Annotated in this window: 19 protein-coding genes; 8 read left to right on the top strand and 11 right to left on the bottom strand. The window is 45.5% G+C overall.

The annotated features are described in order from the left end of the window. Positions 1 to 93: 93 nt before the first annotated feature. Positions 94 to 2,289 carry an alpha-galactosidase gene (locus GJR95_RS29480; RefSeq protein WP_162389270.1) on the top strand — a complete coding sequence of 732 codons (2,196 nt, stop codon included), beginning with the start codon at positions 94 to 96 and terminating at the stop codon, positions 2,287 to 2,289. A gap of 80 nt (positions 2,290 to 2,369) precedes the next feature. Here GJR95_RS29480 and GJR95_RS29475 read toward each other — a convergent pair whose 3' ends face one another. Together GJR95_RS29475 and GJR95_RS29470 are read right to left on the bottom strand one after the other, a co-directional pair. Beyond that, complete coding sequence (locus GJR95_RS29475) at positions 2,370 to 2,546, bottom strand: hypothetical protein (RefSeq protein WP_162389269.1); 177 nt, start codon at positions 2,544 to 2,546, stop codon at positions 2,370 to 2,372. Between the two features lie 74 nt (positions 2,547 to 2,620). Then, a complete protein-coding gene (locus GJR95_RS29470; RefSeq protein ID WP_162389268.1) occupies positions 2,621 to 3,109 on the bottom strand; it encodes a response regulator in 489 nt (162 codons plus the stop codon). A 312-nt stretch (positions 3,110 to 3,421) separates the two neighbouring features. Here GJR95_RS29470 and GJR95_RS29465 point away from each other — a divergent pair, with 312 nt between their 5' ends. Both GJR95_RS29465 and GJR95_RS29460 read left to right on the top strand, forming a co-directional pair. Continuing rightward, a complete protein-coding gene (locus GJR95_RS29465) occupies positions 3,422 to 3,844 on the top strand; it encodes a LytR/AlgR family response regulator transcription factor (protein WP_162389267.1) in 423 nt (140 codons plus the stop codon). A 149-nt stretch (positions 3,845 to 3,993) separates the two neighbouring features. After that, complete coding sequence (locus tag GJR95_RS29460) at positions 3,994 to 4,248, top strand: hypothetical protein (RefSeq protein WP_232074048.1); 255 nt, start codon at positions 3,994 to 3,996, stop codon at positions 4,246 to 4,248. Positions 4,249 to 4,584: 336 nt separating this feature from the next. Here the strand turns inward: GJR95_RS29460 and GJR95_RS29455 are convergent, their stop codons facing one another. After that, positions 4,585 to 5,244 carry a hypothetical protein gene (locus GJR95_RS29455; RefSeq protein WP_162389265.1) on the bottom strand — a complete coding sequence of 220 codons (660 nt, stop codon included), beginning with the start codon at positions 5,242 to 5,244 and terminating at the stop codon, positions 4,585 to 4,587. Between the two features lie 330 nt (positions 5,245 to 5,574). Between GJR95_RS29455 and GJR95_RS42585 the strand changes: the two genes are divergently transcribed. The 5 genes from GJR95_RS42585 (at position 5,575) to GJR95_RS29435 (ending at position 10,937) form a co-directional block, all read left to right on the top strand. Further along, the gene (locus GJR95_RS42585; RefSeq protein ID WP_262889734.1) at positions 5,575 to 5,700 is read left to right on the top strand and encodes a hypothetical protein; all 126 of its coding nucleotides are present in this window, start codon (positions 5,575 to 5,577) and stop codon (positions 5,698 to 5,700) included. Positions 5,701 to 6,590: 890 nt separating this feature from the next. Beyond that, positions 6,591 to 7,217, top strand: coding sequence for a YceI family protein (locus GJR95_RS29450; RefSeq protein ID WP_162389264.1), 627 nt, complete (start codon positions 6,591 to 6,593; stop codon positions 7,215 to 7,217). A gap of 464 nt (positions 7,218 to 7,681) precedes the next feature. Then, positions 7,682 to 8,956, top strand: a complete 1,275-nt coding sequence (locus GJR95_RS29445; RefSeq protein WP_162389263.1) for an autotransporter outer membrane beta-barrel domain-containing protein — start codon at positions 7,682 to 7,684, stop codon at positions 8,954 to 8,956. A 12-nt stretch (positions 8,957 to 8,968) separates the two neighbouring features. Beyond that, positions 8,969 to 9,520 carry a T9SS type A sorting domain-containing protein gene (locus tag GJR95_RS29440; protein ID WP_162389262.1) on the top strand — a complete coding sequence of 184 codons (552 nt, stop codon included), beginning with the start codon at positions 8,969 to 8,971 and terminating at the stop codon, positions 9,518 to 9,520. A 505-nt stretch (positions 9,521 to 10,025) separates the two neighbouring features. Continuing rightward, on the top strand, positions 10,026 to 10,937 hold the full coding sequence (locus GJR95_RS29435; protein WP_162389261.1) for a nucleotidyltransferase family protein: 912 nt from the start codon (positions 10,026 to 10,028) through the stop codon (positions 10,935 to 10,937). Positions 10,938 to 10,996: 59 nt separating this feature from the next. On the opposite strand, the gene GJR95_RS29430 is transcribed toward GJR95_RS29435, so the two are convergent. From GJR95_RS29430 to nusB, 8 genes are all read right to left on the bottom strand, one after another. Next, a complete protein-coding gene (locus tag GJR95_RS29430; protein ID WP_162389260.1) occupies positions 10,997 to 12,391 on the bottom strand; it encodes an OmpA family protein in 1,395 nt (464 codons plus the stop codon). Positions 12,392 to 12,995: 604 nt separating this feature from the next. Further along, positions 12,996 to 14,660 (bottom strand): amidase, encoded by a 1,665-nt coding sequence (locus GJR95_RS29425; protein ID WP_162389259.1) that lies wholly within the window; start codon positions 14,658 to 14,660, stop codon positions 12,996 to 12,998. A 50-nt stretch (positions 14,661 to 14,710) separates the two neighbouring features. Next, complete coding sequence (gene coaE / locus GJR95_RS29420; RefSeq protein ID WP_162389258.1) at positions 14,711 to 15,319, bottom strand: dephospho-CoA kinase; 609 nt, start codon at positions 15,317 to 15,319, stop codon at positions 14,711 to 14,713. A gap of 83 nt (positions 15,320 to 15,402) precedes the next feature. After that, a complete protein-coding gene (locus GJR95_RS29415) occupies positions 15,403 to 16,098 on the bottom strand; it encodes a YbbR-like domain-containing protein (protein WP_394369969.1) in 696 nt (231 codons plus the stop codon). 66 nt (positions 16,099 to 16,164) lie between these two features. Then, on the bottom strand, positions 16,165 to 16,485 hold the full coding sequence (gene yajC / locus GJR95_RS29410; protein ID WP_162389257.1) for a preprotein translocase subunit YajC: 321 nt from the start codon (positions 16,483 to 16,485) through the stop codon (positions 16,165 to 16,167). A 12-nt stretch (positions 16,486 to 16,497) separates the two neighbouring features. Continuing rightward, entirely contained in the window at positions 16,498 to 16,950 is a 453-nt protein-coding gene (locus GJR95_RS29405) for a DUF1573 domain-containing protein (protein WP_162389256.1), read from the bottom strand. 111 nt (positions 16,951 to 17,061) lie between these two features. Continuing rightward, positions 17,062 to 17,364: a YtxH domain-containing protein gene (locus GJR95_RS29400; RefSeq protein ID WP_162389255.1), complete on the bottom strand. Its 303-nt coding sequence runs from the start codon at positions 17,362 to 17,364 to the stop codon at positions 17,062 to 17,064. An 89-nt stretch (positions 17,365 to 17,453) separates the two neighbouring features. Further along, a complete protein-coding gene (nusB, locus tag GJR95_RS29395; protein WP_162389254.1) occupies positions 17,454 to 18,590 on the bottom strand; it encodes a transcription antitermination factor NusB in 1,137 nt (378 codons plus the stop codon). Positions 18,591 to 18,679 lie beyond the last annotated feature (89 nt).

The raw sequence follows: 18,679 nt of genomic DNA, 5'->3' as shown, positions 1-18,679 counted from the left end.
TGTTAAACGCAGGATGGCGGACTTTAACTAAAGTACGAGCAACTATCCTGCGCTTAACAGCCAATGTCTTTTATCCCGAAGATAAACCACCCAATGATTCGACCTGTTTTTGTATTTGTGGTCATGCTTTCCCTGACCATAGTAACAGCCTGGAGCGCACCTGGTGACACACACATCGTTATCGAAACCCGTCGAACCGCTCTGGTCATTCGGGTGGATAAAGACCAGAATCCGACTATTGTTCACCTCGGCCAACGGCTTGATCGCACCGACGAGTATGCACGCATTCCGGGAAATGGCAAGCGTGGGGAAGATTACACGGGCATTTACAATTCCGTTTATACGCCTGCCGGGGGACGAAATCTATTGGAACCAGCCATTCAGGTGACCCATGCCGACGGGAACCCATCACTTGACCTGCGCTATGTGCGGCATGAACGCAAGCCCGCAGAGGAAGGCACCGTGCTGACAACGGTTTATCTGAAAGACCCGCAATATCCGTTTGAGGTGACGCTGTACTATAAAGCATACCAGAACGAAGATGTTATTGAACAGTGGTCTACGATACGGCATACCGAAAAAAAGAACGTTACGCTGCATAAATACGCATCAGCGAACCTGTACATTCCGGCGGAGAATTATTACCTGACGCATTTCCACGGCGACTGGGCCAACGAAATGAATCCAACCGAAGAACTGCTTTCGGAAGGCATCAAACTGCTGGATACCAAATTAGGAACACGGGCCGATCTGTTTCAACCACCTTCGTTTATGGTCGCCCTCAACCAGCCCGCTGAAGAAGATAAAGGCGAAGTTATGGCCGGAACGCTGGCCTGGTCGGGTAACTATCAGATTGCATTTGAGGTCGATCCGCTGCATAACTTACGGCTTACGGCAGGAATCAATCCGTACGCATCGGCCTATTCGCTGACACCAGGCAAGGAGTTTACAACACCGGCGTTTCTGTTCACGTATTCAAATTCAGGGAAAGGAACCGCCAGCCGAAATCTGCACCGTTGGGCGCGTAAGTTCCGTATTCCGCAGGGACAGGGCGATCGGCTGACGCTGCTCAATAACTGGGAAGCCACCTATTTCGATTTCAACGAGGAAAAGTTAACGGCACTTTTTAAGGATGGCAAGAAATTAGGCGTCGATCTGTTTCTGCTCGATGACGGTTGGTTTGGCAACAAATACCCCCGTAACGACGATCGCGCTGGTTTGGGTGACTGGCAGGAAAATGTTAAAAAACTGCCGCATGGTTTGGGCCATCTGGTCAAAGAAGCCGAGGGCGCAGGTATTAAATTCGGTATCTGGCTGGAGCCAGAAATGGTAAGCCCCAAGAGCGAACTTTACGAAAAACATCCCGACTGGGTGCTGAAGCTCCCAAACCGTCAGGAGTATTATTTTAGAAATCAGCTGGTACTTGATCTGACTAATCCCAAAGTTCAGGAGTTCGTCTACGGTATTGTCGACGATGTGGTGACGAAAAATCCAACATTAAGCTATATCAAATGGGATTGTAATGCCGTCATTTATAACGCATTTTCGGCTACTAATCCCAACCCATCACACCTGTATGTAGACTATGTGCAGGGCTTGTATAAAGTGATGGAGCGGCTCCGCACGAAGTATCCGACCTTACCGATGATGCTCTGTTCGGGGGGCGGTGGGCGTGTCGATTACGGCGCTTTACGGTACTTTACCGAGTTCTGGCCGAGCGACAATACCGACGGTCTGGAGCGGGTGTTCATCCAATGGAATTATTCCTATTTCTTCCCGGCTATTGCTACCTGTAACCACGTTACTGATTGGGGGAAACAGCCAATCAAGTTTCGGACGGATGTGGCCATGATGGGCAAAGTTGGCTACGACATCGTTGTCAGTAAATTAGATGAGAAAGAACTGGAATTCAGCCAACAGGCGCTGAAAACCTACGAGCAGATCAAGACGGTTGTGTGGCAGGGTGATTTATTCAGACTGTTATCGCCTTATACCAGTGACATTGCTTCGTTGATGTATGTGAGTGAATCCAGAGATCGGGCTGTCTGGTTTTCGTATTTGACCAAAAATCGCTACAAGGCTGGTAGCACCGCTCCCGTTCGCCTGAAAGGGCTCGACCCGGCCAAAAACTATTCGGTTCGGGAATTGAATGTATATCCAGGAACAAAATCGGCGATTAACACGGAAACCACTGTTTATTCCGGAAACTACCTGATGACCATTGGCTTTAATCCCAATGTCGATACGCGCCGAACCAGTGTTGTACTCGAATTGGTCGAAAGTAAATAAAACGACACTCGATCGTTTCGAGTTGTGAGGTCAGGAATGCTTTGTGGATAACCAGGCAGGAACTATTTCGAAAGCATGGATTACTTGCTTTCGAAATAGCTCTTGCCTGGTTTTTTGCCGGATAAACGTGGCAGATTCAAACGCACAGGTATGCGATAACGTTGCCGAACTTGTTGCGTGTACTCTTCCAACATCTTATAGAAGTTTTCTTCACTACTAGATTCGTCGTCATGTAGTGGTTGCGAGCGTTCGATCATGAGATAATGAACTATACGTCATTAATTTTGACGCAATATAAGAAAAACTAACTAGTTGTAAACGAATTTACTAGTTAATTAAGCGAAAGACTTTCCAGGTCAATTACTTCCAGTAGCCTTGAATACTGCTTTTGGGTTCTTTTTTTTAGAACGAGCGCTTCCAGCCAGTACTCTTGCAACTGTTGAATGCTGGAAACCAACTCGATGTAACTTTGCGATTTGCTCAGATATCTACTTGACCCTAATTCGTAGCACCGATCAATATGCTCTTTATGGAGCGTTGCTGACAGAATCGAAACAGGTATTAAGCTAAAATCGTCGTTTTGCTTTAAAAAATGAAGAAGTTCAAAACCACTAAAGACGGGCATTTCTAAATCCAGAATAATCATATCTGGCAGTCTACCGTCTAATTGATGCGTTAAATGGGTCAAGAGCGCTGCTCCATTGTCAAATACCCGCAAGTCGCATTCCTTAAAATGATCAGTAAAAATATGCTCTAACAAGTAGCGATCGTCTTCGTCATCGTCTACAGCATAGATTAACGGACTAAAAAAATCAGGCATTCCGTCTAAATAATTGGTTGTATATTTTACGAAAAACATACGCAATGTAACTACGTATTATAGATTAACAAATAGATTTTGCATTATATATTGTCCAACGCTGCGAAAAATTATAATTAATCTTCTGTTTGGATAATGTATATAATTCCTGCTCATATTAATGAATATATATTGGAAATAGACTATTTAGGTGGTCAATCCCAATCTGCAAGTTTGATATAAGTCTAGAGAATAAATAGAATATTATCGCTTTCCGGCAATCTAACTATACCGCCAATCTCGTACATAAGGAGACAGCAAAACAACCTTTTAATGACTTTCTTTTTTGAACAGGCAACGGTCATTTCTACCGAATTGCTTGATTGCCTTCCTATTCGACTATACGCTCGTACTGATAGTCGCCAATTATTTTCTCCAGCTGATATAGTCTGTTTAGAAGCTGAAAAGAATTATTGCTGGGTGTGTTTAAAAGATGGGCAACGGTTATTGACAACCAAGACATTAAAGCACCATCATAGCCATTTGCCAGCGAATTGGTTTGTCCGTCTTCACCGAAATTGTGTCGTAAACCGGCAATTTATTGAAAAAATAGAATTTGCTGACGGTAGCTACCGGGTTGATGTAACAACCGGCGAGTCGTTTCCCGTTTCGCGTCGTCGATGGAAGGAAATTCGCCGTCAATTATTAGGTAATCAAGCTATAAAGAGTCGTTCGATTATGGCTTCTTTTCGCTAATAAAATTCGGGTAAATCGATCAGCTACAGTTTTATGTTATGCCTATTCTGGCCAGACTTTAAATTAATTTTTAATTAATATCCTATTTATTAGTAAAATAATCAAACATTTGCCTTTGTTATATTGATAAATAAAGCATGGGTACTGTGATGAAACCAACCTTAGGCAATGTAATCCGGCTGTGGTTTGGGGCTGATACGCCTATTCGACACCACAAAATTAAATTGAATCCAGACTTATGGGCTGCCTGTCAGCGCGTTAGCCAGGACTTTAAGGCTCCATCCGGGGCTTTATCGAAAGATCATTATCGTAAATCTGACAAGACTTCCTTTGCCAGGGCAGTGCTGGATACGATAGAGCAAGATAAAGTACATGATGAAGCTATGCATAGTACATATTATTGAAATCGTCAGATGGATTAATTAAAACCGCTGCTACTCAATTATGCCCACCTATTCTAGACTAGTTGATAGATAGGTGTGTCTATTCGCGTGAGCTATGGTCAAGATAGCTCCGTTTATAACAGGTATTTATCGTGTAAATAGCCTGCTACTTGCCTTCATGCCCATAGGGTTGCAACATGAGCTATGTTGCAACCCTATGGGCACGTTTGGTATTCTAGCACACCGGTAGATTGAACTTATTTAGTGACTATATGCTCAATACGTTTAGGACTTTCGCTCAGAACAGTGCCACCGTCCGCGGCTGCGGTGGCACTGTTCTGAGCGAAAGTCCTAACATTAATTGATTTTTAGTTTGAACGAACCATTTGTTAATGTAATCGTGTCTTTCTTACTCTGCTTACTATAACCATTCCCTTCTGGATCAATGGCTGAATCATAACCGGTTGTTTTTGTAATTGCCTTATCTTCCATTTTGTTAATAAGGCGTCCTACACCGCCGAAAACCGTAGCCGTCGCTTTTTCCTTCCAATACGTGCCAGCCAGCGAACAGTTGAACGTTGCTTCCAGAAAGCCATCAGCCCCCATTTTTACAGTGATTGTTTCGTCGCCATTTTGAGATTTTCCCACGTGATATTCCATCCGGGGCTCCCGTGTTTCTTCAACATACTTGACAGCCGCAATTCCTTTATAGGTGCCCAGTTCCTGAATTTTTTTCTTATTTTCTTTCGTATCTGGCTTATCGGCATCAACAATCAGGTAGGTGCCTGTCTCGATAATATCTTTATTGTCGTAACTGCCGAGCCATATTCTTACTGATTTATCGGGTTTAATGCTATTGGCTGTTACCCACCAGTAATTACCAATGCGTATTCGCCGGGGCTGGGTTTTATAGGGTTTCCCATCGATTTGTACTTCGAACGAATTGTCGTTTGCAACCTGGGCATAGCTTGTTGCTGCAATTACCGTCAGCAGAAACAAAGAAAACAATGCTTTCATATTCGTTAATGGTTTAGTTGAAAAATCGATGTAAATGACATGCCTGATTAGAAATGTATTGGATTATTGCTGGTAATCCTTCTAGTAACCGGCACCTTTTATTGAAAGGTTTTGCGGGATACATGACTACGCAAAAGTCGAATAAACGGTACTAATACTAAACTACCTATGCTATCAAACGCAATTTTTGTTGAGTGAATCAGCCGAAAAAACGTTTGGACCGTCAGTTCTTTAGTTTTGGCGTGTAGAAACAGTTGTTCGAGGTTAGACGGAATAAGTTGCTGGCAGTAACGTTCTTAGGGTAATCTGCTCGTCGTTATTCAGACCACCATGAAATACGTCATTGTGGCAATGCTCATCATCCTGTTTGTGGTTGTTCCTCTGCTGGCCTACGGCTTGTCTGACATTGCGTCGTGGCTGACAGCGGGGAAATTGGAGTATGAGCTAAGTATCTGATAATAAGTATATTGCTTGCTGTTGCTTCTTGTCCTGAATAGGTGGATGAAGCGGCATAACCAACAGTAAGTTCGTGTTGCGTTGACCGATAAATCACTTCGTCAACCAAATATGGATATCGCCGTTATAATCAGTAATTATACTCGTTATTAGTTACGTGTGCCTGTTAACTCAGTTGGTGGGTTTGGGGGAGTGACTGCTACCAAAAAAGCATTTGATGCTAGTAAGTTGCTTACTTCTACCCTGTATGGATTGTGAAACGTTTATTTGAACTCTTAAGTCTTCTGTTATTGGTTATCGTGCCCTCGGTAGTCTATTGCAGGTTTGAGGTTTTTGAGTTGATGCAGACTAGCCGTTGGTGGCGACTCCTGGTAATTAGTTATCCTATTCTATGCTTCGACTTATTAGCCATCCTGTACCTATGGTTAAAAGATAGAGGGCGCTAAGTATTCTTCCATTACAGATCTGTTTCGCTTCAACTTCTTTTCGTTGGTAGCTGTTGATAGAGCCCCTAGTAGTTTTCTGCCAATTGATTTACCTGTTGCCATGAAGTCAACTATCTCTGAGCTCGCTAAAGGGCAGATTTTCGCCCTCTCGGACTAAAGGACCACCAGTTTTAGGCTAGATTCAGCATTTCTCTACCTGTCGGTCACCAAGGGTTAGCCCCAGATTACTGTACTGGTTGAAAGGAGCTATTGAAAGCCATTACCAATCATACTTTAAATCTGGAAAATCGCAACTGAGCTAGCTTAATAGGCAATTCATCTCATATGTATTTACCTCAAAATTACCCACTGGTAGTTTTGTACTGCGCCTGACGAATCATAGCTGTATGCTGATTTCTGGCAGGTGAAGTGCTACAAAAAACGGGTATTTTAAATCAAAAACGTATGAAGAAATTAGCTTTATTAAGTGCAATGGCCTTATCTGCTTTTCTGTGGGGATGCAAGAAAACCGATGATGTGGTTGCCACAGTGTATGAACTCGACGATACGAAATCAGTAGCTGAGTGGAAAGGCCATCTTCGCACCGGGTATTTCAATGAAGGGTCTATTCGTGTTCAAAGTAAAAACCTGACGAGTCAAAACGGGAAAATTAGTGGCGGGATATTCAGCATTCCCCTTTCTTCTCTAGTCAATTACAATTTACCGACAGATTCCCTGAAGCAACAGCTGGTGCACCACCTGCAAAGTGCCGACTTTTTTAATATGGCTGTTCATCCTGCCATAACCTATACGATCACCAGTGTTACGAGCTATACGGGCAGTACGCCCAATGGTATCGATGGGGCCAACTATCAGGTAAACGGAGACCTGACGATGTTAGGTAAAACCTATGCGGTTAACTTCCCGGCTAAAATTGATCTAACCAATAATCAGATTATGGCAGAGGGAGTCCTGAAAGTAGACCGGACAAAATGGGGAATAACCTACGCATCAGATCCTACATTACCCGACGCCAATTTCATTCAGCCTGATATTGATATTCACCTGAAGTTAGTGGGTAGCAAAAAATGATACTGTTCACCTAGATTGGCATGCTGCCAGTAAGGTATAATTAGTAATGTAGGCAGCTTTACTCGTGGCTCCATCAACAGGACCGGACCTCTCAGGTCCGGTCCTGTTGATGGAGCCAGTACTTGTGAACCATTTAAGGATGTTGAAATCATAACCTCAACACGCCGTTTATTTTAGCTGTTTCAAGCAACTAACTATATTCTATTGTGCCATTCAGATACGTATAGACATTGAACATAAACTATAGGAAGTAGCGATGTAACTGATTGTGGTGCAACTAATTCTGCTTATCACTTAAGCTATAATCTTTCAATAAATAGGAGTAGTATCCGTGATATTTATACCGTTTGCTCAAAACCGTGACTCTAGGATTAATAATTACTTAAGTCTATCGCTTAAATAGCCAATTTAAAGTGCCATCTGGTCAGGTGGTATCTTTTTCTTTTCTTAAACCCTTAATCCCCATGAAAGCGATTTACTCATACCTGATCGGCACTCTGGTAGTACTTCCAGTACTGACCAGAGCCCAGAACAACTACGTCGCCAATACATCGAACTCAGCTACTCCGGGTAGTAACAACACGCTGGTTGGTACCTTTGCAGGCAATTTTGTTACAACAGGATCTAACAATGTCTTTTTGGGTGGTAATGCGGGGTTTTTCAACACCACAGGATCACTGAATACCTTTACGGGTTCTTCGGCGGGTTACAGCAATTCAACGGGTGGTAACAATACGTTCACGGGTTACTACGCCGGTTTCGGTAATCAAACCGGCTCTTTTAATGCCTTTCTGGGATTTGGCGTAGGCCGTCAAAATACCACCGGGTCGTCTAATACATTGATGGGTCCTTATGCCGGGTATTCCAATCAGACTGGCAGTCAGAATACGTTCATGGGTTATTATGCTGGCTACAACAATGTTGCGTCAGGCAACACATTCATTGGCTATCAGTCGGGCACCAACAACACCTCTGGTCAGTATAACACCTTTCTGGGTTATCAGGCCAATGCCGGTTCGGGCGGACTGGTCAATGCAACGGCCCTTGGTAACAACGCAACTGTCAATGTATCTGATGCCGTCGTAATTGGTAATAATGCAAAGGTCGGAATAGGTACCAGTAGTCCAACCAATCGCTTGCACATCAATAGCGGAGAAGTCAATAAATCAGGTCTACGGCTCGAAGAGGTTAATGACGATGATCCCGTTAGCCGCTTTACCAACAAATTTTTAAGCGTCGACGGCGACGGTAATGTCATTTTGGCCGGATATAGCAATGGTGGTCGTGAAGCGGCTGTCGAAAGTTTGTGGCAGCGCAAGGGTCGCTTTCTCCAAAGCAGTAATGACGATGCCGTTATTATTGGTCAGAATGTACTGAAAACACCTGCCGGATACCGGCTGTTTGTTCAGGAAGGTATTTTAACCGAGAAAGTGAAAGTAGCCATTAAGAACACCGCCGACTGGTCCGATAAAGTATTTGCGCCAGCCTATAAGCTACAGTCGCTCGTTCAGGTTGAACAATACATTACTGCTCATCAGCATTTACCGGGTGTTCCGTCGGCTGAGCAATTGGTAAAAGAAGGGATGGATGTCGCCAAAATGGATGCTAAACTGTTAGAGAAAATAGAAGAACTGACCTTGTATTTAATTGAACAGCGCAAAGAGTTAGCAAACGTTCAGGAGCAGAACCGGCAATTGAAAGAGAGAATGATGGTGTTGGAATCAAAAGTTAACCATTAAGTTAGTTGATGTATGAAAAAGGACCTATTCTTAGTCGGCTTATTATTTGTTAGTGGTTCGGTTGTAGCACAGGATTATCCACCACAAATAACGCTGAGCCAATTTGTAACAGCAGGGCTTATGATCGATCAGAAAGCCAGTGAGACAATCGTGGCCAGTAACGGTATAAGCCAGGGAGCAACGGTGTACTATACAGCTGGCAAATCCGTAACATTGCAACCGGGCTTTACGGCGCAGGCAGGTTCAGTATTCACGGCTACTGTAGCGATTGTTAACGGTTCCTGGCCCACGAGGGGAGAATCCCATTTATCCGCTCGAGTATATCCTAATCCCTTTGTGGAGCAAACAACCATCGATTATAGTATACCGTTGAGTGGTCGGGTGCACCATACGCTCATGGATGCCACCGGGCGTGTGTTGAGACAGTTAGAAGAGCAAAGCGAGCAATCGTCCGGGAATTATCAAATCCAGTTAAAAGGGGATAACTTACCGGCGGGCCTGTATTTCTATCAATTACAGCTTGGTAGCGAAAGTCGTACGTTACGGCTACTGAAAAAGCCATAAGAGAGGTAAATGCCGATCGTGTTTACTCTCACGAATACCTACTGTGCCATCTGTCAGATCGATGGAGCCTAAAGCGAGCATTCGACTATACTGGTCATCAATGGTAAACCCATATCAACTATAGCCGGGTTTGTACGACCGGAAAGATGGTATCACGAACAGCTATGGAGGCTGGAACTTCGGGCCTTTGTCAATGATCTTCATGTTGTGTTTCTCAAAAGTTTGCACTGCCGGGTAGCCCAACTCATACTTCAACCGCTTTGGGGATTTACTCTAAAACAGGCCTTTGGCCTGGAGCCACGGTCTGCCGTGCCACGGTTACTAATGATGTGCAGACAAACCACCGTCCGCGGCTGCGGTGGCATGGCAGACCATGGCTCCAAGCCAAAGGCCTGTAAAATTTAAACAGCGTCATAAACAGCCTTTGAATAGGTAGCCGAAATCCTTTTGCCTAATTTTGACCCCGACTGACGACAATGATCTATTGACTACTAACTAAACAATAATGCAACCTACCCTTTTAATTCTGGCGGCTGGTATGGGCAGCCGTTATGGCGGAGTTAAGCAACTCGACCAGTTTGGGCCAAACGGAGAGACAATCATTGACTATTCGCTTTTCGATGCTATCCGGGCGGGGTTCGGAAAGGTCGTTTTTATTATACGCCAGGAGCTGCGTGCCGACTTTGAAGAGGTATTCGGCCAGAAGTTAGCCGGAAAAATTGACGTGGATTATGCCATTCAGGCATTAAGTTCATACGTTCCGGCTGAGTTAGGCGAAGTGAAACGTACCAAGCCGTGGGGTACTGGTCATGCCATGCTTTGTGCGAAGGATCATACTAAAACTCCATTTGCGGTTATTAATGCCGATGACTTTTATGGGCTGGAAGCATTTCAGCTGATTGGCGATTTTCTAACGACTGATACGGATAACCAACTCCATGCGATGGTGGGTTATGAAGTGAAAAACACGCTCTCGGAGAATGGATCGGTTTCGCGCGGGGTGTGTGAGGTGAATGAAAACGGCAATCTCGTATCTGTGATCGAGCGTACGAAAATCTACGAGAAGGAGAACGGTTTGGAGGGTCGGCGGATTGTATATGAAGAGTCGGAAGGGCTAACTCCTTTATCGCCCGATACACCCGTTTCAATGAATTTCTGGGGTTTCAAACCGACTGTTTTCCCATTGGTACAGCATCAGTTCGAAAGTTACGCCATTGCAAATATTGACTCGCCAAAGGCTGAGTTTTACATTCCAACGGTTATGACGAATCTTATTCAAACTGACCTTGGGCATTGTAAAGTATTCCGGAGCCGCTCTGAGTGGTTTGGTGTCACCTATCCGGAAGATAAGCCAGTAGTACAGGCAGCTTTGAAGCGCCTGCACGATGAAGGGAAATACCCGGAGAAATTGTGGTAAGAGGTTATCCGAGTTCGTTTGTCGTATTTTTCGACAAACGAACTCGGATAACCCAAAGCTTACTTCTTTGTTACCCGAACCGCAATCCGACGGTTCTGGGCTCTGCCTTCGGCAGTATCATTTGAGGCTACCGGATGTTGCTGGCCATATCCCTCAGCGTCTAAACGCGATCCGTCAATGCCAAGTTTTACTAATTCAGCCTTGACCGCATCGGCCCGCTCCTGCGACAGCTTTTGGTTTATTTCGGCACTGCCGGTGTTATCCGTATAGCCACCCAGCTTGAGTTCTGCCTGTGGGAACGCTTTCAGAATTTCAGCCATGTTTGTCAACTGCTCCTGCGACGATGGTTTTAGTGTCGATTTCCCCGTATCGAACAGCAGTCGGTCGAAGTTGAACCAGGTCGTTTTATCAACCGGCTGATTCTTGTCTTCAATAAATTTCACAAGGTTATTCTCAATGCCGAACTCTGGAATGTTCAGTTCATAGCCAGAGGGAAGTTTACGTTTGAAGAATGCACCTAAATTGGCCGTTGCATCGCCAAGGGCATCACCGGCCGAATCTACGGCTGATTCTACTTGACTCCCGACTGAATCGACTGTGGCCGACAAATCCGATGCCATATTGCTCATATCGGTACTCAGGCTGTCAGTTGTAGCTGATAGGCTTGTTTTTTCATCGTTTCGGCATGAGCGCAGAACAAAAAACATAGCTAGTGCACCCAATAGTAATAAAAGCCAGGGCAACCAGCGATTGCCGTTTGTACGCTGGTTACTGTTGTTATAACTCAGTGTTGATGCTGGGGGATTAGCACGAACCTGTGGAACAGGGTTTACCATCGTCGACAATTTGCCGCCCAAACCCCCAATCAGGCCGAGGCCGGGAATAGTACTTAACAATGACCCAAGTTCTGAAGGGATGGCGGCCTGAACGTTCTTTGTCTGGGCGTTCAGAAAACTGGCTAGTTCTAGAGGACCGATATTCTCGTCGGCCATTTTCTTACCGATCAGGCTTAATAACACCGGCGCAGCCAGGTTTATTAGTGATGACGCCGATGATTGTTTAATGCCACTGTCAGTCGCGAGGGCTTCGGCAATGTCATAGGCTTTGCTTCCAAACAGACTTCTAATAACATTAGCACCAATGGCCAGGAGGCTGTCAAGTTTGCCACTTTTACCATTCAGTAAACCGTCTAATTGGCCCAAAACGCCCCCTTCCTGGGCGATTACATCACCACTTGCATGATTCTGGGCCATAATCTCCCCAACGAAATTCATGATCGTGCTTGCTCCACCGGGTTCTAACGCTTTTTGAATTATACCCCCTAACACCGCTGGAAGGGCACCATTCACGGCTGTTTGTGTTTTTTGCTCATTCTCACCAAGCGTATTACTTACCTCACTTACAACACGGTCGTTGAGGTGGGCTTTAGCTAAATCCAATAGATTCACTGACATATAGAAGTTAGTTGTATAAAGCTGATTAGACGAGGAATTATGAATAAATAACTAATCAGAATAGGTTTTTTAAAAAGTAGATCTAATGGATTATAGCGTTTACTTGTGTAAGTAATTGAAAGTGAGAGAATAAATATTTTTTAGCTGCGGTAAATTCAACAATCTGTTTCTGAAAAATAATGCAATGAATTAATGTAGTCTTTTTGCTGAGAGCCACTGTCTACGATACCGTGCCCCGGTTTGTTTGCGTATCAGTAGCAACCGTGGCACGGTATCGTAGACAGTGGCTCTCAGCGAAAGGTCTAAAATGATTTAGGCCCTAAAAAAGCTGGTCGCTGTCATTCGGTTATCCCGTCATACAGCGACCAGCTTTGCCTTATAAAACCGAATTTAACTTTTACTATCCAGGAAATTCTTAACAATTCGTTCCACGTCTTCCGCTAGTCAGGCCGTAATCCGGGATGGACAACAAGCGCGTTCCCGGCCGAACCAGGCCAGACTAAGTTACGGGTTCGGGCATCGACCACAAGTATTTATGGATCGCAGGTCGTGAATAAAAGACTTTGATCGTACCAGCTAGTACAATTTATTCCCTGACTACCATCTATAAATCGGGATGTTTCTTATGCCAATCCGTAGCGTCCTGATATGCCTTTGCGACGGCCAGGACCTTACCTTCTTCAAATAACTGCCCCATAAACGTGATGCTACTCGGTGTATTTTGCTTGTTAAAACCATTGGGGAGCACCACACAGGGATGACCTGTGAGGTTAGTAAGTGTCAGATTTCCACCTGCATAGGTTGGGCTAATGTATACATCAAGATTGGCTGTCTTAAGTTGAGTCGCCATTTCATTGATCAGTTTTGTTCGGGCACGATTGGCCTGTATATATTCAACTGCCGGAACGAACCGTGACGAACGAAACTCATTTGGCCAGGCGTTTTTTAGCTGACGAACCATCTTGTCGTCTTTACCGGACCGAGTCAGTTCGTCAAATGAAGCAGCGGCTTCAGCGCCGAGCAAGAACGAAATTCGATTGGCTGACACACCCGTTGGTAACTCAAATGGAACGAGCTCAGCGCCCAGGTTGCGCAGAACCTGTAGCGTTAACGAGTCGTTGGCGCGGGTTGCATAATTGCTTTCGAAGGCTTTTTTGACATAGCCAATGCGTATGCCTTTGAGCGATGCCAGTGGGCTATACTGAAACGGAGCTGCCATAACAGTCGGATCATTCCCATCGGGACCATAGATCGCATTAAAAACAAGTGCGCAATCATCAACAGAGCGAGCAATTGGCCCGATTTTATCCATGCTCCAGCTTAATGCCATTGCCCCGTAGCGACTCACTCGGCCGAACGTCGGACGCAAACCTGTAGTACCGCAAACGGTTGACGGTGAGACAATAGAACCGAGTGTTTCGGTACCGATGCCAAAAGGAATTAATCCGGCCGATACGGCTGAGGCTGTTCCGGCCGATGAGCCGCTGGACCCATTTTCTGTTTTCCACGGATTACGGGTTTTACCGCCAAACCATACATCGCCCATGGCCAGCTCACCAACCGATGTTTTTACGCAGAGTACAGCCCCAGCTGCTTCGAGCCGCTGAATAACAGTCGCATCGACGTCCAGCGTCTGGTCCTGATAAGGCACCGATCCCCAGGTTGTTTTATACCCTTTCTTCGCCAGAATATCCTTGGCACCATAAGGGATTCCGTGGAGCGGTCCCCGGTATTTACCGGCTTTCAACTCGGCATCGGCCCGTTCTGCCTGCTTTAACGCTAATTCGTCGGTTAAGGTAATGACACAGTGCAGCTTAGGGTCGAACGTCTTGAGTCGATTCAGGAAGAATTTTGTTAGCTCAACCGATGAAATTTGTCGGGTTTTGATGAGTTCGCTCAATTGTGAGACGGTGTAAAAGGCAAGGTCATTTCGGTTGGCGGGAACTGTAACTTTTACGGATGGTGCTGTTTTAAACAATGAAGGGCCAGTGGGCATTTTGAAACCAGCTGGCAACGGATTAAAATACAAAGCGGGAGCAATGTCATTGGGTAAATCAATCTTGCGAAGGGCTTCGTAGTCTGTGCGAAGGTCGGTGAGATTATCGAGCATTGAATCGCGCTCGGCGGGTGTAAATTCCAGCCCAAATACGCGGGCGGCAATTTCAGCCATATCGGCTGTTAAGGGTTTTTGAGTATCACTGGCGGTAATAAACGCGCCAAACAGAAAACTGCCGATACAGGCAGTAAGAAGAATGAAGATTTTTTTCATCAGATCAGGCTGTTGACAGAGCAATAGCCTAAATTACTTCGGGCAGGGCATTAAATAACCTGATGCAGTAAAAATTCATGATGTAACGCAACAATCTGAGGGATAAGTAATTGTTTCTCGTCATTGTTAATGACATAATCAGCCAGACTTAACCGTTCATCGTCGCTAATCTGGCGATTGATGATGTTGATGATTTCCTGCTCAGAACGATACGGATCGCGCTGACGAATACGTTCGATTCGCAACGCCAGAGGAGCCTGTACAACGATGACTTTATCAAGAGAATTATGGTCACCAGCGGCCTTCATAATGGCAGCCTCTTTGATAACATACGGCTTATCAGCGTGTTCCTGAACCCAGGCGTCTGTATCGCTCATGACGCGGGGATGGATCACACCGTTAAGTTGAGTTAGCAAGGCGGGGTCGGCAAAGACCTGTGAGGCTACCCATGCCCGATTATAATGGCCTAGTGGATCGTAGGCATTAGGTCCTAGCACACGCAGTATGTCAGCCTTAAGAATAGGGTCATGCTCAGTAAGCCATTTGGCCCGTTCATCTGCCTCATAAACCGGGACACCAAACACCTGAAAGATTTGGCAGACGATACTTTTACCCGCTCCAATCCCACCCGTTACACCAATCTGAAGGGTCGTGCTCATGAGTTGTCAGAGTTTACTCCTGGAAGAAGGCGTAGCATGGCTTTTTGTCCGCTTTTGTGGAAAGCTCCCTAATTACTGATCCTCTATTTCAACGGCGGAGATAATAACTCGCCGACTTCAAAACTAACCGTTACCCGGTCGGCACTGACGCGCAGTAATGGGTGCCGGAAATGATTCAGGATCACTTCGTTATCATAATTGTCGGCAATCCGTTTACCGGGAATCGTTACAGGTAGTGTATCCGCAATGCCGCGAACGAGTCGTTCCGGCCCCTCGACCTGAATGGTGCGGGGGGTCATATTGATAACACTCGACACAATGTAACGGGGAGCCAGATCGATGTGCAGACTATCGGGAATCAACCGAATCGTTTTTGTCATACGTCGATCAAATCCCATTTCAACTGTATCGGCAATGACGTAATTAACGTGCAGTTTCTTGATGTGTTCGGCCAGTGCAGCGGTCAACGAAGACGTGTTGATTACCGATGCCTGTAGCGGATTTGATACCGTATAGTCAATGGGGTCAACCCGAAACTGTAACCAGGAATGGCGAAGTAGCCCCCAGCCATCGCCCGAAACGTTGACACGCACAGTGCGCGGTAGCGGTTTGGTGGGAACAAAAAGTGAGTCATTATAGACAAACCGGATCGGGTATTCGACGTTGAGCGTATAGCCGGTTTTATTGAGCGCACTCAGAAACCAGAACAGCGTAGCCGCTCCCAGACACAACAGGGCCTTCGTTGGCTGAAACGGTCGGTTGTTTGGGGGTATGGTCACAATGGAGACATGTAGTAACCCCGACGAACAAAAGTCAATGACTCCTCAAATCACCGGGGTTTGCTCTTATTTTTCTAAATCAGCTGGTTTAGCTGTTGCTTCACGCGAGATAGACGATTTTTCAAAAGTCATCTTCACGCCCCGATCAACTTCGAGAGTGACCGTTGTGCCGTCGACCGATGCAATGCGTCCATGCAATCCACCAATTGTTACGACGCTATCGCCTTTCTTCAGATTGTCCACAAAGCTTTTTTGGTCCTTTTGTTTCTTCTGCTGGGGACGAATCATGAAGAAATAAAATACGCCAATGATACCTACCCACAACAACACGTTGTAGATCATGGATGTATTGGAACCGGCCGCAGCCTGTAATAAAATCGAAAACATGAGTGAGTGGAATTATGATTTTTTGGTTGAATCGGCTTTGGAGTTAACCAACGCTCTGAATTGCAAATCAGTCATGGCCGGGTCGGTATTGGCAATGACTGTAACGGTTTTGTTTTGTTCTCCGCTTTTACCCCGGCTATTAAACCGTACCCGAATCGATGAGGTTGCACCAGGAGCAACTGGTTCGTGGGGCCATTCGGGCGTTGTGCAGCCACAAGAGGCTGTAATATTATTGATAATCAACGGAAATTCACCGGTATTGGTGAATTTAAACACATGCTCAACCGTGTCTCCTTCGGTTAGGGCTCCAAAGTCATAAATTCCCTTTTCCGCAAACGTAATTTTAGGCATTTTGCCCGTTGCAGTAACCTTGGCCGATTCGCCCTGTTTCCGGTTATCGCAACTGATTTGCCCGCAACTCACTGAAGCTACAGCCAGGAGAAGGAGCCATTTTTGTAAGTACATTAGTGGTGAGTAGTTTATAGTTTTCAGTCTTCAGTGTATAGAGTTCAGCAACTGGCGCTGATACAGTCAGCCCGCTGAACTCTATACACTGAAGACTGAAAACTACCTTGTTTAGGCATTTTGCTGCTTGATCTGGGCCATCAGGCGATCAACATCTTCCAGAAGCCGTTCGGCTTTTTCGCGTGCATCGTTCACAACGCGCTGGCCCTCGTTTTTCGACAGATTTTCGGGTAATTCTGCCGAATTAACTAAGTCGTTGATCATACTCTCGATCTGCTCCCGATATTTCGACAACCGGAACGTTAGCCGATCACGGGTAACTTTGCCCTTGTCGGGAGCGTATAACAATCCGATGATGGCACCCGCTGAAATTCCGGTTAGCAAAAAGGTTAAATCACGGCCAATTCTGCTCATTTCTAGAAAAGTTTGTGGTTTGTTGTTTGAGGTTTAAAGTTAAGGTTCAACCGAACACTCAAACTACAAACCACAAACAATAAACTCAATTATTTATTGTCCAGCAACCCACGTCCACTCTTACGAAGACGCCCTGAAGCTTGCAGCTTTTCGGAAAGGTTGTCCAGAATTCCGTTGACAAATTTACCGCTTTTAGGCGTACTGTATGCTTTTGCCAGTTCGATATATTCATTAATCGTAACTTTGACCGGAATGTTTGGAAAGTTAAGTAATTCGCAAACAGCCAGTTTCAGAATAATTTTATCCAGCATGGCAACACGCTCTACATCCCAATTTTGTAGCTGATCAGCTAATAATTGCTCATAATCGGCATCATTTTCCAGCGACTTTTGAAACAGGGTGTTCAAAAAGAGCTCATCTTCTTCCCAATCATCGGTCAGGGGTTCGAGTTGTAAACCTGCCGGACTTTGCACTGATTTGAGCGTTCTGATGGCTAAACCGCGAACAACTTCACTATTCTCAGCCCAACTCAGGTCAATTTCGGCCAATTGGTCGCGAATGCCTTCGTGCTTGAATATAAGTGTTCGTAGCACGTATTGTGCCAATGCCTGATCTTCGTCGGCCGTATGCGTTTTCTGTTCACAATAAGCACGATAGGTTTCATCGGTTTTTAGAACTTCCCGCAGCGCTTTACGGACGAAACCCAGTTCTTCTGACCATGAAACAGCTTGCCTGAGCGCTTCGTTCTGGAGGGCTTTATGTGCCGCCAGTGCCTGAACAACCGTATTATCGTTCAGATCAGACTCGAATGGGAAAGGTGTTTCATCGACATTACGATACTGGCGCTCACGGTCAGTGCGGGCCGCATGACCAAGCTCAACAAGCAGTAACAGCACCCGCAAATAATCTTCATAAATGCCATTTACCTGCTTGAGCATCATCTGAGCGAAATGCTGGCGGTCTTTTTTTGTGCGACTTTGGTAGAACACTAAACCGTCGTTGGCTGCTTTCAATACTTTTTGAGGAGCGTCGTCATCCTGAGCAGGCAGATTATTTTTGATGGCTTCATCAAAGAGAAGACCAGCAAGTTGTCGGTAGCCTTCCAACTGCCGTTTGTCCTGTGTCTGCATCGAGTTCAGGTCGGGCTGAAAGAGGTCTGCGATGCCGTCGAGGGCTAATTGTTGATTTGAGAATTCGGCCTGCCGAAGGGCGTAAAGCGCCTGCATGACCTTTATTCGGAGTAGTCGCCTGTTGAGCATCCCGGATAAAACTAGTGTATCTACCGATAAAAAAAAGAACTGCCTGTATGGATTGC

Source organism: Spirosoma endbachense (genome assembly GCF_010233585.1).
Lineage (GTDB): Bacteria > Bacteroidota > Bacteroidia > Cytophagales > Spirosomataceae > Spirosoma > Spirosoma endbachense.
Note: the sequence above shows the minus strand (reverse complement) of the source record. Positions and strands in the feature narration are given on the sequence as shown.

What these genes read in the sequence shown, in the direction of transcription:
- nusB (WP_162389254.1), bottom strand. Translation starts at nt 18,590, where the DNA reads ATGCAGGCGCTTTACGCCCTTCGGCAGGCCGAATTCTCAAATCAACAA.
- GJR95_RS29460 (WP_232074048.1), top strand. Translation starts at nt 3,994, where the DNA reads ATGAAACCAACCTTAGGCAATGTAATCCGGCTGTGGTTTGGGGCTGAT.
- GJR95_RS42585 (WP_262889734.1), top strand. Translation starts at nt 5,575, where the DNA reads ATGAAATACGTCATTGTGGCAATGCTCATCATCCTGTTTGTGGTTGTT.
- GJR95_RS29450 (WP_162389264.1), top strand. Translation starts at nt 6,591, where the DNA reads ATGAAGAAATTAGCTTTATTAAGTGCAATGGCCTTATCTGCTTTTCTG.
- GJR95_RS29475 (WP_162389269.1), bottom strand. Translation starts at nt 2,546, where the DNA reads ATGATCGAACGCTCGCAACCACTACATGACGACGAATCTAGTAGTGAA.
- GJR95_RS29405 (WP_162389256.1), bottom strand. Translation starts at nt 16,950, where the DNA reads ATGTACTTACAAAAATGGCTCCTTCTCCTGGCTGTAGCTTCAGTGAGT.
- GJR95_RS29480 (WP_162389270.1), top strand. Translation starts at nt 94, where the DNA reads ATGATTCGACCTGTTTTTGTATTTGTGGTCATGCTTTCCCTGACCATA.
- GJR95_RS29470 (WP_162389268.1), bottom strand. Translation starts at nt 3,109, where the DNA reads ATGCCTGATTTTTTTAGTCCGTTAATCTATGCTGTAGACGATGACGAA.
- GJR95_RS29465 (WP_162389267.1), top strand. Translation starts at nt 3,422, where the DNA reads ATGACTTTCTTTTTTGAACAGGCAACGGTCATTTCTACCGAATTGCTT.
- GJR95_RS29425 (WP_162389259.1), bottom strand. Translation starts at nt 14,660, where the DNA reads ATGAAAAAAATCTTCATTCTTCTTACTGCCTGTATCGGCAGTTTTCTG.
- GJR95_RS29455 (WP_162389265.1), bottom strand. Translation starts at nt 5,244, where the DNA reads ATGAAAGCATTGTTTTCTTTGTTTCTGCTGACGGTAATTGCAGCAACA.
- coaE (WP_162389258.1), bottom strand. Translation starts at nt 15,319, where the DNA reads ATGAGCACGACCCTTCAGATTGGTGTAACGGGTGGGATTGGAGCGGGT.
- GJR95_RS29430 (WP_162389260.1), bottom strand. Translation starts at nt 12,391, where the DNA reads ATGTCAGTGAATCTATTGGATTTAGCTAAAGCCCACCTCAACGACCGT.
- GJR95_RS29400 (WP_162389255.1), bottom strand. Translation starts at nt 17,364, where the DNA reads ATGAGCAGAATTGGCCGTGATTTAACCTTTTTGCTAACCGGAATTTCA.
- GJR95_RS29445 (WP_162389263.1), top strand. Translation starts at nt 7,682, where the DNA reads ATGAAAGCGATTTACTCATACCTGATCGGCACTCTGGTAGTACTTCCA.
- GJR95_RS29435 (WP_162389261.1), top strand. Translation starts at nt 10,026, where the DNA reads ATGCAACCTACCCTTTTAATTCTGGCGGCTGGTATGGGCAGCCGTTAT.
- yajC (WP_162389257.1), bottom strand. Translation starts at nt 16,485, where the DNA reads ATGTTTTCGATTTTATTACAGGCTGCGGCCGGTTCCAATACATCCATG.
- GJR95_RS29440 (WP_162389262.1), top strand. Translation starts at nt 8,969, where the DNA reads ATGAAAAAGGACCTATTCTTAGTCGGCTTATTATTTGTTAGTGGTTCG.